The organism is Arthrobacter sp. P1_B9, from assembly GCF_056406495.1.
Map to the genome: position 1 here is coordinate 35,819 of NZ_JBFUAA010000017.1, position 13,173 is coordinate 48,991.

Sequence of the window (13,173 nt, forward strand, 5' to 3'; positions counted from 1 at the left end):
AGTCCTGCCTGGGAAAGGTGGGGGTGGCCGATCCGTGGCCGGTAATCGAGCGATCCGTGCTCTTACAGTGGTTATCGGCACTGGTCAGCGCCGCGTTAGGCGAAATCAAAAGACTATTTCAGATGTTTTGGAACCCGGGATTCCTAGCCGTTGACATCCAGGTACAGGGCTCCGGCGGACTCCCCCACGCCAGGCACCGACGATACCGCCTGCAGCTGCCGGGCGACTCCCAGCCGCGCCTCTTCCAGCCGGAGGGCAACGCGTTCCTGGGCGGCTGCCAGTGCGACGGCGCGACGCCGGGCGGTCGCCGGCAACGGCCCGTTCATCGACGGCGGAGACCAGCGCTTCTCCGGCCGGGGTTCCGCCACCGATCCCGCGGGAGCGGCGAGCGGGCCCAGCGGATCCTTCAGGGTCCGTTCGGCGGCCTGCACCGCCATTTCAAGCACATCCAGGACGGCCATCCAGGCAGCCAGGGTGGTGTCTTCAGGGATCTTGCCGGGAAGGGACGAATCGGCGTCGTTGGATCCGGTTCCCCCTGGGCCAATATCCAAGTAAGCCTGTTCAGCCAAAGCCGAGACTCCCGCCGCCTGTTCCGGGCCCGGTGTTCCAGGCCCCTGCTGCCGGGAAACCGGCTGGAGCTGCGGAGGGAAACGCCGCGGGGCTTGCGGGCGCTGGTACCGCGGCGGCGGCCTCGTGCCAGGTCTGCCGCAGGGGCTCCAAGAGTTCGATTGCTTCCCGGGTCAGCGCCGCGTCCCGCTGGATGTTCGCGTTGGTCAGTGCGGTGGAGACGTAGTTGTAGACCCCCAGCAGCCCGTTTGCGCCGTCCCACGCGTCGACCTTCAGCGAGGAGGACAGCTCGGACACGATGGCCTGGGCGTGCAGCAGGTTTTCCGATGCGGTGGTCCAGTCGGCAGCGTGCTGCGCCGTTTCCGCCCGGCCCAGGTCCAGCAGGAGGCGGTCGTAGAGCATGGTGAGGAGGCGTGCCGGCGGAGCCGACAGGACCGAGTCGGCCAGGTACTGGTTCCGCTGGCCGGCATTGCCGTAGCCGCCGCCGAAGGAGGTCAGAGTCATGATGAAGAGCTTCCTGAAGAGAGTCCTGCGAGTTGGGAGGACAGCCAGGACGACTGCGCTTTCATGCCGCTGAGAGCGACCTCCAGCGCGGAGTAGGTCCGCTGCAGCGTGGTCCGACGCATTTCCAGGCGGTCATCCCAGTCGGCGATCTGGTCGGTGTAGTCCTTCGCGGTGGACTGTTGTCCCTTGATCTTGGTGCTGAGGAGCCCCGTGGAGGGATCGGAGGCCTGCTTGGCGGCGTCCGCCACGCGGCCCGCGATAGTGGCCACGGCCGCCATTGTTCCGGCCGGGTCCTTCGCCAGGGCGTCGCCGAATTTGGTGGCGTCGAATTCCATCGTCCCGGTCTTGGTCACGCTGATGCCAAGCTCAGACGGCGATTTTCCGTTCAAGGGCTGGGACGCAGCGGCCAGGATCGCGGCATTGACGGTACGAACGGTGCTGTCTCCGGTGAACACGCCGCCTGAAGTGACCGGGTTGCCGGAGGCGTCGGTGCTGCTGACCACGGCGCTCTTGGTGGCGATCTGCGCCAGGACTCCGTTGACGGAGCTAACCAGGTCAGAGGCGGCCCTGCTGATCTGGGCGTCGTCACGGGCAACGGTGACGCGTGTGGGAGTGGCAGAGACCTCGGAGACGCTGATCGAGACTCCGCTCAGGACATCCGCGAAGGTGTTGGTGGCGGAGCTGAGCGTCGCCTCGGCAGCTGTTCCCGCCCACAGCTTGATCTGCGCGTCCTGCCCAGACTGAACTTTGGTCAGCCCGGCGGTGCCGTCCGGATCGGCGATGCTGAACCCGCCGGCGACGCCGGTCTTGGACGAGGCAAATTGCAGCCGGTACTCGCCGCCGCCCACTGAAACTTTCGATGCGACAATCCCGGCGCCGGAGAGGTTCACGGCGGAAACGACGTCGTCAAGAGATGAAGTGAGCGGGGTGACCGTGATGGCCTGGCCGCCTTCGCCGGTGACCGTCATGGTGGTGTAGGGCCACGCGGCGAGGTTCTTGCTGACGGAGACCTGGGTCTGGGCCAGCTGGGAGACGGTGAAATCAACCGCACCCGGTTTCGCTCCGGCACCGACCACGGTGGTGACCTTGGCGGAACTACTCGAGGCCGAATACAGTTCCAGGCTTTTGGGGTCGGAGAGCTTGCCGGCCTTGGTTGCGAGGTCCGCGACGGCGGTATTGAGTCCCTGCAGGGCCGAGATGCGGGTTTGGACCGTTGCGGCCTTGTTCTTCATCAGGCTTTGTGGGATTGCTTCCACGGCCATGAGGGAATTGATCAGGGCTGTGGTGTCCAAACCGCTGGAAAGTCCGTCGATAGAAAGTCCCATGCCTGCAACTCCTTAGAACAATGGCTGGCTGAATCAGTAATGGCTGGTGGTACTGCACAGCGCCCGGGGAGAAGAATTCTCTCCCCGGGCGCCACGTGCAATCTGAACTACCTAGCGGAAGTCACCGGAGTGATCGCTTCCCGCTGTGTTTTAGCGCAGGAGCTGCAGTACACCCTGGTTGGACTGGTTTGCCTGGGCCAGCATTGCGGTGCCGGCCTGGGACAGGATGTTGTTGCGGGTGAACTTGACCATTTCCTCAGCCATGTCCGTGTCGCGGATACGGGAGTTGGAAGCCGTCAGGTTTTCCTTGGAGACGTTGATGGTCTGCACTGCGGATTCAAGGCGGTTCTGGGTCGCACCGAGTTCGGCGCGGGCCGTCGAAACGTACTTGATCTGAGTATCAATGGCAGTGATGGAAGCCTGGGCTGCGCTGGTTGAGGAGAAGTCAAGACCCGTTCCACTGACCACGGTGGCGCCGCCGTTGAACACACCCGAGCCGGACGGATCGGTAAGGTCGATCGTGCCGCCGTCGTTGGACCGGATGATGATGCCGTCGCCGGTGCCGTTTGCGCTCTTCGAGACCGTTGCCGTGAAGCTGGAGTTGAAGTTCTTGTCCGCGTTGAGCTTGGAAACGAAGTCATCAGCCGTAGTGGCTGCGGCGGTGGTGGTAACGGCCACCGTCGTCGTAACGCCACCCTTGACCGACTCAAAGTTGTAGGTACCGGCGGCGAGTCCCTGGGGGGAGCCATCAGTAGCGCTGAACGCAGCAACCTTGAATGTGGTGGAACCTGACGCGGCCGAACCCAGAGCAGTGGCAACCGACCCAACGTTGGCAGAGGACAGGTTGACGTCGATGATGCTGTTGGCGTCCGAGTTGGCGCCGACCTGGAGCGACATCTTCGGCTTTGAGCCGTCCAGCAGCTGTGCACCGTTGAAGTTGGTGGAGCCGGCGATGCGGTCCAGTTCCTTCACGAGGCTGTCAGCTTCGGTCTTGATGGCGCCGCGGGATTCGGCGTTGTTGGTGTCGTTGGCTGCCTGGACGCCCAGGTCGCGCAGACGCTGCAGGATGGAGTGGGCCTGGTTCAGGCCGCCTTCAGCGGTCTGAACTGCGCCGATGCCGTCCTGTGCGTTGCGGGCGGCAACCGTGAGGCCACCGATCTGCGACTTCAGGCCCTCGGAGATAGCCAGGCCGGCCGCGTCGTCGCCGGCGCGGTTGATGCGCAGGCCGCTGGAAAGCTTCTCCAACGACTTGGACAGGTCGTTCTGGGTGTTGCTGAGGCTGCGGTAAGCGTTGTTCGCAGCCATGTTGGTGTTGATCTGCATTCCCATGATGTTTCCTCCATGATTGGGACGATGTGCGACGGCCCATCCGTGGGCCTTCAGAAGTAGTTATCGCCATTTGGCCAGCACACGTAAGGAAGATTCCAAAAAGAGTTTTCAGTTCAACGCCCCGTCTGTTATCAGCCTTATTGCCGCTAACGAATCCTGCGCCCCTGCCGATAGTTTCTACGAACCCTGCTGGAGGCCAAATCGTCCGCACGATGAAATCGACGCCCCGGCACCACCGCACCAGTCATTTGCACCATTCACACATGAGGGAGCCGTCCGGACCATGGCCATCCACGAACTTTCAGCCCTGCTGTGGCGGGAGCGTGAACTCCTGGACGTTCTCACCTTCAAGCTGGAGGAAGAGCAACTGCTGCTCACTGCCGGCAAATCCCGCTGGCTTCCCCACGGCACAAAGGAAGTCGAGCAGGTTCTGGAACACCTCTCCAAGGCGAGCCTCGCCCGCACCATCGAAGCCGCCGTCGTGGCCGAAACCTGGGGACTGCCCACTGACGCGTCCCTGGGTGAACTCGCCGCTGCCGCGCCGGAAGGCGCCTGGTCCGAAATTCTCACGGCCCATCTGACGGCCTTGACCCACCAGACGGCCCTGATCAAGGAACTGCGCGACTCGAACGAGCAGTACCTGCGCACCGCAGTCCGTTCCACCCAGGAATCCCTCGCGGATCTGCGGCCCACCGCTGCGGCCGGCACCTATGACGCCCAGGGCAAGACCGGGGAAACTGCAGCCTCGCGTATTTTCGACAAGCAATTCTAAGGAAGCGACCATGAGTACCTTCGGCGCGCTGAACACCGCCTACCGTGGCTTGACCGCCGCCCAGCAGGGCATGAACGTGGCCGGGCAGAACATTGCCAACGCCGCCACCGAGGGTTACACCCGGCAGCGCGTCCAGCAATCGTCAATCGTGGCTCCCGCGCAGGGCCTGTTCGGTTCGGGCCGTCCCGAAGCCGGGAATGGCGTCTCCGTGGACGGCATCTCACGCTTGGGCAGCAGCTTCCTTGATGGAAGCGTCCGCTCGACGGCGGCCCAGTCCGGCTACGCCAGCGCCCGGTCCTCGGCGCTCCAAGGGATCGAGGGCATCCTTCAGGAACCCGGCGAAAACGGCATCTCCACCGCGCTCCAGGGCTTCTGGTCGGCCTGGCAAGGCGCCGCCAACCACCCCAACGACTCCGCCGCCAAGGGGCTGGTCCTGCAGGCCGGCAACGACCTCGCCACCAAGGTCTCCTCTTCCTACCGCTCCCTTGAGGGCCAGTGGAGCAGCGTCCGCGGCCAGGCCCAGGGCGCCGTGGACGCCGTCAATGCCGCCGCCACGCAGGTGGCCGCCTTCAACACCAGCATTCGCTCAACCCTCGCCGCGGGAGGATCGGCCAACGAGTTGATCGACGCGCGGGCCAAGCTCACAGAGACCATCTCCCGGCTAACGGGCGGCACCGTCAGGGAACAGGCTGACGGCACCGTGGATGTCCACGTCGGCGGAAACGCCCTCGTGATGGGCAGCTCCGTCCGGGCACTCGCCCTCTCCGGAAGCCAGACTGCGGACAAGCTCGGCACAGCCGTGCAGCTTGAGTGGGCGGACCGGCCGGGTGCGGCAATCGCCGTCGCCGATGGGGAAATCGCCGGCGCGTTGTCCGTCCTGGCTCCTGCCGCGAACGGCGGCGCCATCGATTCGGCCGCACAGTCACTGAACAAGTTCGCCGGCGACCTGCGGGACGCGGTCAACGCCCTTCACTTCGGCGGACGGACCTCTGACGGCACTTCGTCCGGCAACTTCTTCGACCCGGCCGCCGCGGGCCCTGCCGCGCTCGCTCTCGCTGTTGTGCCCAAGGCCGCCGCAGAGATCGCGGTCGGCGTGGCGGGTGCGGGGAACCTGGACGGCAGCCTCGCCGACAAGATTTCACAGCTTGGCACCGGGCCGGGGTCTCCGGACAGCGCCTGGGCAAACATCGTCACCGGGATCGGAGTGCAGTCACGCGGCGCCCAGCAGCATGAAGCGTTGAGCTCGGCAGCGGAAATCTCCGCGCAGTCCAACCGCTCCTCCCAGGCGTCCGTCAGCCTGGACGAAGAAAACGTCAGCCTGCTCACCAACCAGCACGCTTACCAGGCCGCGGCCCGCGTCATGACGGCTGTGGACGAAGCCCTGGACGTCCTGATCAACCGCACCGGACTGGTAGGAAGGTAGACATGCTGAACCGGGTAACCAACCTGACCATGAGCGCAGCCGCCCAGCGGACCCTGCAGGCCCAGCAGTCCAAGCTGGCCCAGCTGCAGGAAAAGGCCACCACCCTGGACAAGATTTCGCGCCCGTCCGACGATCCTGCCGCCACGGCGCAGGCTCTCGATACGCGCGCGCGGCTCGCCGCCAACGCCCAGTACGGCAGGAACATCGACGACGGCGCCAGCTGGCTCAACGCGGCCGACTCCGCCCTCAGCCAGGCCACCAACGTCATGAACCGCATCCTCGACCTCACGGTCCAGGCCGGCAACGGCGCGCTCAACCAGGCGGGCAAGGACGCGATCGCCGTAGAGCTCGAAGGGCTGAACAAGGATCTGCTCTCAACCGCCAACAGCAAGCACCTTGGCCGGAACATTTTTGCTGGAAGTTCGGACGCGGCCACGGCCTTCAGCCCAGCCATCCCGGCCGACCCGAGCATCCCAGGAGACACCGGAACTCCCCCGGTCTTCAACGGCGTCGCCGGCGGCTCAGTGGAACGGCGCATCAGTGCCGACAGAACCGTCCGGGTCGACGCCGACGGCGCCGCGATCTTCGGCAGCGGCTCCGGCTCCGTCTTCGACGCCGTCACCAAGACCATCGAGTCACTGCGCAAAGGCGAGGATGCCACAGTGAACCTCACCAACCTGCAGGCGTCGTTCAAGAACATCGTCAGCGGGCGTGCTGAAATAGGAACACGGCAGGTGCAGCTGGAACGCGCCGGCAACGTCAACACCGAACTGGAGGCCACCTTGGATGCACAGAAGATGGGCATTGAAAAGGCAGATCTCGGCAGCGTCATCATGGACCTGAAACTTCAGGAAACCAACTACCAGGTGGCCCTCGCGGCGACGGCCCGGGTGCTTCAGCCCACCCTGATGGACTTCCTGCGGTGAGCACCCCGGTCATGGACACTCCGGTCGCCAGCCTGCCCCTCACATTCACCGCACCCATGCCTGGCTTCGAGGAGCTGCACGATTTCGCGCTGCGGAGCGTCGAGGGCGCGGCCGGACTGTACGCCCTGGAGGCCGGTTCCAGCCCGGTGCGGCTATTCCTGGCCGATGCGGCCGTGTTTGCACCGAGCTACTCTCCGCCGATCCCGGCAGCCTCGCTGGAGGCCCTCGAACTCGACGGGCGGGACGCCGCCCAGGTACTGGTCGTGGTGAACCACTCGCCCGGTTCCACGACCGTCAACCTCATGGCCCCGATCGTTCTGAACCGTGCCACCGGGCGCTGCACGCAGCTGGTGCTGGACGGCCGGGACTTCCCGCTCCGGGCCGAGCTCGGCTCGCTCTAGCCGACCCGCCCGGCAAGGCGCGCAGCCCTGCCTTGCGACCGGCTCCACCAGCTTCACCAGAAATGGGCCACGTCCACCACGAGCCGGGACCCGGTGCCCGGCCCGGGCAGGGCCAGGACCCGGAACGGCAGCCGGGCGCGGACCCCCAGGCCAATGGTCGAATAGCCTTCGAAGCTGCCCGCCCACGCCACCTGCCGGAAGGTCTGGTACCCAGCCACGTCAGCCAATTCATTCTTGTTCGGCGGGTTGTAGGTGGGATTGCCGGCGTCGTCATATGCGGGAGCATTGACCGTGAGCTGAATGAAGGCCTGGCCCCGCAACGGGACCGGCAGGCCGGACCCGTCCTGCACCACCGCGGGTACGTAGCGGACACTGTAGCCGGCCACGGGGCCGTTGAGGTCAATGACCAGCCGGTCGAAGCAGTAGTGCTGACCGGTGCGGACGTCGACCACCTTGGCCTGGCTCATGGCCGGATCCAGTTTGCTCAGCGACCCCCAGGCCAGTCCGCAGTACGGGTCCGCCGCGGCCGGCGCCGGCGCAAGAATCCCGAGCGCGGCGGCCATCAGAACAGCCGCGAGCAACGCGTTGACCTTTTTCAACTGGATCTTCTTCAACTGGGTCTTCTTCAAGGCCGCCACCCCCTGGTGCTGCCTGACCCTTGGGCTGGCGGAACAGTCAGCGCAGGTCAGACGCTTTCAGCGTAGGCGGGCCCGGCCCGGCGGGCGAGGTCCTCCACAGTTTCGGCGCCCAACCGTTAGCGTGGCCCGCTGCTGGTCACGGACGGATTGCACGGACCCTGTTCGTGAAGGTCGTTCACGAACAGATAACACCGCCAGCTGCAGGCCTGGCCGGGAACGGCGAAGCGCCGGCACCCTCGCGGGTCCGGCGCTTCGTACGGCCTGTCTGTTGCCGGAAGGTTTTAGCCTTCGCAGTCGCGGCAGTACTTCATGCCGTTCTTCTCAAGGGCCACCTGGGACCTGTGACGGACCAGGAAGCAGGAGGAGCAGGTGAATTCATCGGACTGCTCCGGAACAACAATGACCGTCAGCTCTTCGCCGGACAGATCCGCACCGGGAAGATCAATGCCTTCAGCGGTGTCGTTCTCATCGACGTCGATCACAGCGGTCTGCGCGCCGCCGCCGCGGGACGCCTGAAGGGCCTCCAGCGACTCAGCGGGAGATTCTTCTTCTGTCTTGCGTGGGGCGTCGTAATCGGTAGCCATATCGGGGTTCACTTTCGTTGCTGCGCAGCGCCATTTCAGGCACCTCAGTGAAGCAGTTTAGGACATTATGCATGGAGTAGAGCAATAGTGTGGCCTATCAGACAGAATGAGTCGGACGGGCCCTGGAAACCCGGGCAGCGGCCCCCGGCCGGGGCCCCTCCGCGCGGCGGCCGGGCAGTGCAGGTGCGGCATTTCAGTCGACCGGCCAGACCACGAGCGTCTGCCACTTCGCTGGATCGGGTTCGACGCCGGGATCGGTAAGGTAGTACTCCCACATTGCTGCTCCCGGGCTCGCGCCGTCCTGCCGCATCCGCGCCATGATCGCGCCGTAAGTACGCTGCAGTGATTCGTAGGGACCGATGTGCATCGCCTCGTAGGCCTGGCCTGCGGGGAGGGTGCCGGCGACAACCGCCGTGTCCGCGCCACTGGGGTTCGTGAAAGGCGCGGCGAGGGGGAACCCCGCTTCGACGTCGACGACGTCGGTCGGCATGCCGCGGTACAGCGCGAACGGGGGTCCGGCCAACTGGACATGCTGCTCCTGCACCGCACCCATGACGGCGGCGAAGGCACGGCCGAAAAAATCCCGCAACGCATTCATCGGGACTGTCTCATGCACCACCGCCGTGGGCTGTTCCTTGAGTTGGGCGGCCCTGATGTCCGGGGCCGGCCCCGGGTTCGTTTGAGTCATACCCCAGACTCTGCCGGGACTAATCCACGGTCTAGGGCCTTACGGCCCGCAGGGGAGGTCCGCGCCGTGGTCCAGTAGCGGTCCGGCTGCCGGCCCGGGGACGGCGCGGGGACGGCGCGGGTTCCACCCCGAATAAATAAATGAACTTTATTCATATTAGGTCTTGCCCCGTGCGGCCATCACCCTCAAACTAAATGAACAACGTTCATTAATGTGACGCCCGTCTCACTGGAGTAGCCATGATCGAAATCACGTCCCTCGACACCCCGCCCTCCCTCGCCCGCACGCTGCCCTCCAGCCGGCCGGCTCTGCGGATCGGCGTCGTGCAGCATCGCTGGCATCCTGACGCCGCGGCCCTGCACGCCGAACTGGACGAAGGCATCGGGCGCGCCGCCCGGCTGGGAGCAGCCGTCGTCTTCCTCCCCGAGCTCACGCTGTCCCGCTATCCCGCGGACACGCTTCCCGAAAATGACGCCGCCCGCGGCGGGACCACGCGCCCGCGGCCCTCGGACATTGCCGAGGATCTGTTCACCGGCCCCACGTTCCGGTTCGCGGCGGACGCGGCCCGGAGGCACGGCATCTGCGTCCACGCTTCGCTGTACCAGAAGGCGGAGAACCCGGACGGCACAGACGACGGCCTGGGCCTGAACACCGCCGTCCTGGTGTCCCCCGGGGGCGAACTCCTGGCCCGCACCCACAAGCTCCACATTCCCGTCACGGCAGGCTACTACGAGGACAAATTCTTCCGCCAGGGCCCGGACGGCGACGATGCCTACGAGGTCCACTCCCCCGCCGAACTCGGCGGCGCACGGTTGGGCATGCCCACCTGCTGGGACGAGTGGTTCCCGGAGCTGGCGCGGATCTACTCCCTCGGCGGCGCGGAACTCCTGGTCTACCCCACAGCCATCGGCTCCGAGCCCGACCACCCCGACTTCGACACCCAGCCGTTGTGGCAGCAGGTCATCGTCGGCAACGGCATCGCCAACGGGCTGTTCATGGTGGTCCCCAACCGCTGGGGCAGCGAAGGCACGCTGAACTTCTACGGTTCCTCCTTCATCTCCGATCCCTACGGCCGGATCCTTGCCCAGGCACCGCGGGACGAATCCGCGGTGCTCGTCGCGGACCTCGACCTCGACCAGCGCCGGGACTGGCTCACGCTTTTCCCCTTCCTGGCCACCCGACGCCCGGACACGTACGGGCGGCTGACCGAACCGGTTCGCCCCGACGCCCCGCTCGGCGCCGACACCAGCAAGGCCACCGCATGAGCGCGTGGCGGATGCCGTCCGAAACGGCGCCCCAGGACCGTGTCTGGATGGCGTTCCCCACCGGCGGCTACACCCTGGGCGAAACAGCGGCAGAAGCCCACGCCGCCCGCTCCGTCTGGGCCGCCGTAGCGAACGCCGTCGTGGAATTCGAACCGGTCACCATGCTGGTGGCGCCGGCGGATGTGCAGACCGCGGCGGACTACCTCCACCCGGATATCGAGGTGGTCCCCGCCGCGCTGAACGACGCCTGGATGCGGGACATCGGCCCCACGTTCGTCCTCGACGACGGCGGCCGGCTCGGCGCCGTCGACTGGGTCTTCAACGGCTGGGGCGGCCAGGACTGGGCCGCCTGGGACAAGGACGCGCTCGTGGCGTCGGCCGTCGCGGCCCGCTCGGGGGCCAGCCACCTTGTCTCGCCGCTGGTGAACGAGGGCGGCGGCATCCACGTCGACGGCGAAGGCACCGTCCTCGTCACCGAGACGGTCCAGCTCGATCCGGGCCGCAATCCCGGGCTCAGCAAGGCCGACGTCGAAGCCGAGCTGGGCCGGACCCTGGGCGTAAGCCACGTCGTCTGGCTTCCCCGCGGCCTGACCCGGGATTCGGAACGGTTCGGCACGCGCGGCCACGTCGACATCGTTGCGGCCATCCCGTCCCCGGGCACCGTGCTGGTCCATTCCCAACAGAACCCGGCACACCCCGACTTCGAAGTCTGCCGGGCCATCATCAGCCACCTCGCCACCACCCGGGACGCGGCCGGCCGCGAATGGAACATCATCGAGGTCCCCGCCCCGGAAACCCTGACGGATGAGGAGGGGTTCGTCGACTACAGCTACATCAACCACCTGGTGGTCAACGGCGGCGTCATCGCCTGCACCTTCGGCGACCCGATGGACGAAAAAGCCTTGCGCATCCTTGGCGACGCCTACCCCGGCCGCAGGGTAGTCGGCATCGACGCCCGCGAGCTCTTCGCCCGCGGCGGCGGCATCCACTGCATCACCCAACAGCAACCATCCGTCCCCCAGAAAAAAGGTCAGCAATGAGTCAGACTATCGGCCGCGAAGACGGCACCATCACGCACGACGTCGTCGATCCGGCCGGTTCCAAGCACGGCATCTCGGGCAAGGGGCTCAAGGGCGGCCAGCTGGGCCTGCTCGCCGTCGTCGTCCTCGGCATCTCCTCCGTGGCACCCGCCTACAGCCTGACCAGTTCGCTGGGACCCGCCGTCGGCGCCGTGGGCCTGCAGCTGCCGGCGATCTTCATTGTCGCGTTCATCCCGATGATCCTGGTGGCGTTCGCCTACCGTGAGCTCAACGCCGATTCACCGGACAGCGGCACCACCTTCACGTGGGCCACGAAGGCGTTCGGCCCGTTCGTCGGCTGGCTGGGCGGCTGGGGTCTGCTGGCCGCCAACATCATCGTCCTGTCCAACCTGGCCGGCGTCGCGGTGGACTTCTTCTACCTCTTCCTGGCCCAGGTGTTCAACAACCCGGACCTCGCGGACCTGACCTCCAACACGGCCGTAAACATCGTGACGTGCCTGGTGTTCGTGGCACTGGCCGTCTGGGTCAGCTACCGCGGCCTGCACGCCACCAAGCTGGTGCAGTACACCATGGTCGGATTCCAGGTCCTCGTCCTGGGCATCTTCGTCGTCATGGCACTCACCCACGCCGCCTCGGGCGACTCGGGCACCGCAATCGCCTTCAGCTGGGACTGGTTCAACCCGATGAAGATCGGCAGCTTCGAGCAGTTCGCCGCCGGCATGTCACTGGCCGTCTTCGTCTACTGGGGCTGGGACGTCTGCCTCACCGTCAACGAGGAAACCAAGGGCGGCAAGGGTACCGCCGGCCGGGCAGGAACCACGACGGCGGTCGCCGTCCTGGCCCTTTACCTCGTCGCGATCGTGGCCACCATGATGGTTGCCGGCACCGGAACCGACGGCATCGGCCTGAACAACCCGGACAACCAGTCGAATATCTTTGCGGCACTGGCTTCCCCCGTCATGGGCCCGCTGGCCATCCTGATGTCCCTGGCCGTACTCTCCGGCACCGCGTCGTCCCTGCAGTCCACCATGGCCTCCCCCGCCCGCAGCCTGCTGGCGATGGGCCACTACGGGGCACTGCCGCCGCGCTTCGCATCCGTCAGCAAGCGGTTCGGGTCCCCCGGTTTCGCAACGGTGATTGCCGGCGTGATCTCCGGCGGCTTCTACGCCGTCATGAAGGTCGTCAGCGAGAACGTCCTCAATGACACCATCATGGCCCTGGGCCTGATGATCTGCTTCTACTACGGCCTCACGGCCTTCGCCTGCACCTGGTACTTCCGGCACAGCCTGTTCTCCAGCGTCCGCAACTTCTTCATGCGGCTGCTGTTCCCGGTCCTGGGCGGCCTGGTCCTCACCGTGGTCTTCTTCCAGACCGCCGTGGACAGCTGGGCACCGGAATTCGGCAGCGGCTCGGAGGTCTTCGGCGTGGGCCTGGTGTTCATTCTGGGGATCGGCATCCTGGCCCTCGGCGTCGTGATCATGCTGGTCGCCGCGAAACTGCATCCGGGCTTCTTCCGGGGCGAGACCATCCGGAAGGACACCCCCGCCCTGGTGGTTCCGGAGTAGCCTCCCAGCAACGACCCGCCGGCCCGGGTGAGCCCGGAGCCGGCGGGTTTTTGCGTGCGTCCGTCGCCCGCATAGCTGCCAGACATGTTGAGGAACACCTCCCCGTGCTAGATTCACGCTGTCTGCATTTCCGCGGGCTCTAGCGC

14 protein-coding genes are annotated in these 13,173 nt (G+C 66.1%); 7 read left to right on the plus strand and 7 right to left on the minus strand.

Annotated features, from left to right (window positions below; translation table 11 throughout):
- Nucleotides 1-143: 143 nt before the first annotated feature.
- The 4 genes from AC1D1A_RS18810 to AC1D1A_RS18825 form a co-directional block, all read right to left on the minus strand.
- Nucleotides 144-569, minus strand: a complete 426-nt coding sequence (locus tag AC1D1A_RS18810; protein ID WP_476860122.1) for a hypothetical protein — start codon at nucleotides 567-569, stop codon at nucleotides 144-146.
- Complete coding sequence (locus AC1D1A_RS18815; RefSeq protein ID WP_223914328.1) at nucleotides 562-1,071, minus strand: flagellar export chaperone FliS; 510 nt, start codon at nucleotides 1,069-1,071, stop codon at nucleotides 562-564. Before AC1D1A_RS18815 ends, AC1D1A_RS18810 begins: the two co-directional genes overlap by 8 nt.
- Complete coding sequence (fliD, locus tag AC1D1A_RS18820) at nucleotides 1,068-2,396, minus strand: flagellar filament capping protein FliD (protein ID WP_476860121.1); 1,329 nt, start codon at nucleotides 2,394-2,396, stop codon at nucleotides 1,068-1,070. Before fliD ends, AC1D1A_RS18815 begins: the two co-directional genes overlap by 4 nt.
- A 150-nt stretch (nucleotides 2,397-2,546) precedes the next feature.
- Nucleotides 2,547-3,725, minus strand: coding sequence for a flagellin N-terminal helical domain-containing protein (locus AC1D1A_RS18825; protein WP_223914330.1), 1,179 nt, complete (start codon nucleotides 3,723-3,725; stop codon nucleotides 2,547-2,549).
- Nucleotides 3,726-4,008: 283 nt separating this feature from the next.
- On the opposite strand from AC1D1A_RS18825, the gene AC1D1A_RS18830 reads away from it, so the two are divergent.
- From AC1D1A_RS18830 to AC1D1A_RS18845, 4 genes are read left to right on the plus strand one after another with little or no spacing between them, the layout of a single operon-like run.
- Nucleotides 4,009-4,497: a flagellar protein FlgN gene (locus AC1D1A_RS18830; RefSeq protein ID WP_476857557.1), complete on the plus strand. Its 489-nt coding sequence runs from the start codon at nucleotides 4,009-4,011 to the stop codon at nucleotides 4,495-4,497.
- A 10-nt stretch (nucleotides 4,498-4,507) separates the two neighbouring features.
- Nucleotides 4,508-5,920 (plus strand): flagellar hook-associated protein FlgK, encoded by a 1,413-nt coding sequence (flgK, locus tag AC1D1A_RS18835; protein ID WP_476948431.1) that lies wholly within the window; start codon nucleotides 4,508-4,510, stop codon nucleotides 5,918-5,920.
- A gap of 2 nt (nucleotides 5,921-5,922) precedes the next feature.
- The gene (gene flgL / locus AC1D1A_RS18840; protein WP_459383898.1) at nucleotides 5,923-6,846 is read left to right on the plus strand and encodes a flagellar hook-associated protein FlgL; all 924 of its coding nucleotides are present in this window, start codon (nucleotides 5,923-5,925) and stop codon (nucleotides 6,844-6,846) included.
- Entirely contained in the window at nucleotides 6,843-7,247 is a 405-nt protein-coding gene (locus tag AC1D1A_RS18845) for a flagellar assembly protein FliW (protein ID WP_223914333.1), read from the plus strand. Before flgL ends, AC1D1A_RS18845 begins: the two co-directional genes overlap by 4 nt.
- Nucleotides 7,248-7,300: 53 nt before the next feature.
- Here the strand turns inward: AC1D1A_RS18845 and AC1D1A_RS18850 are convergent, their stop codons facing one another.
- The 3 genes from AC1D1A_RS18850 to AC1D1A_RS18860 form a co-directional block, all read right to left on the minus strand.
- Nucleotides 7,301-7,846 carry an AMIN-like domain-containing (lipo)protein gene (locus AC1D1A_RS18850; RefSeq protein WP_476948445.1) on the minus strand — a complete coding sequence of 182 codons (546 nt, stop codon included), beginning with the start codon at nucleotides 7,844-7,846 and terminating at the stop codon, nucleotides 7,301-7,303.
- Nucleotides 7,847-8,166: 320 nt separating this feature from the next.
- Entirely contained in the window at nucleotides 8,167-8,469 is a 303-nt protein-coding gene (locus AC1D1A_RS18855) for a DUF4193 domain-containing protein (RefSeq protein ID WP_018775830.1), read from the minus strand.
- A 193-nt stretch (nucleotides 8,470-8,662) separates the two neighbouring features.
- Complete coding sequence (locus tag AC1D1A_RS18860; RefSeq protein WP_290370286.1) at nucleotides 8,663-9,157, minus strand: GyrI-like domain-containing protein; 495 nt, start codon at nucleotides 9,155-9,157, stop codon at nucleotides 8,663-8,665.
- 239 nt (nucleotides 9,158-9,396) lie between these two features.
- On the opposite strand from AC1D1A_RS18860, the gene AC1D1A_RS18865 reads away from it, so the two are divergent.
- From AC1D1A_RS18865 to AC1D1A_RS18875, 3 genes are read left to right on the plus strand one after another with little or no spacing between them, the layout of a single operon-like run.
- A complete protein-coding gene (locus AC1D1A_RS18865) occupies nucleotides 9,397-10,422 on the plus strand; it encodes a nitrilase-related carbon-nitrogen hydrolase (RefSeq protein ID WP_476948432.1) in 1,026 nt (341 codons plus the stop codon).
- Nucleotides 10,419-11,462: an agmatine deiminase family protein gene (locus tag AC1D1A_RS18870; protein ID WP_476860117.1), complete on the plus strand. Its 1,044-nt coding sequence runs from the start codon at nucleotides 10,419-10,421 to the stop codon at nucleotides 11,460-11,462. The genes AC1D1A_RS18865 and AC1D1A_RS18870 overlap by 4 nt, the downstream gene beginning before the upstream one ends.
- The gene (locus AC1D1A_RS18875) at nucleotides 11,459-13,027 is read left to right on the plus strand and encodes an APC family permease (protein ID WP_243182223.1); all 1,569 of its coding nucleotides are present in this window, start codon (nucleotides 11,459-11,461) and stop codon (nucleotides 13,025-13,027) included. The genes AC1D1A_RS18870 and AC1D1A_RS18875 overlap by 4 nt, the downstream gene beginning before the upstream one ends.
- The last annotated feature ends 146 nt before the right edge of the window (nucleotides 13,028-13,173 follow it).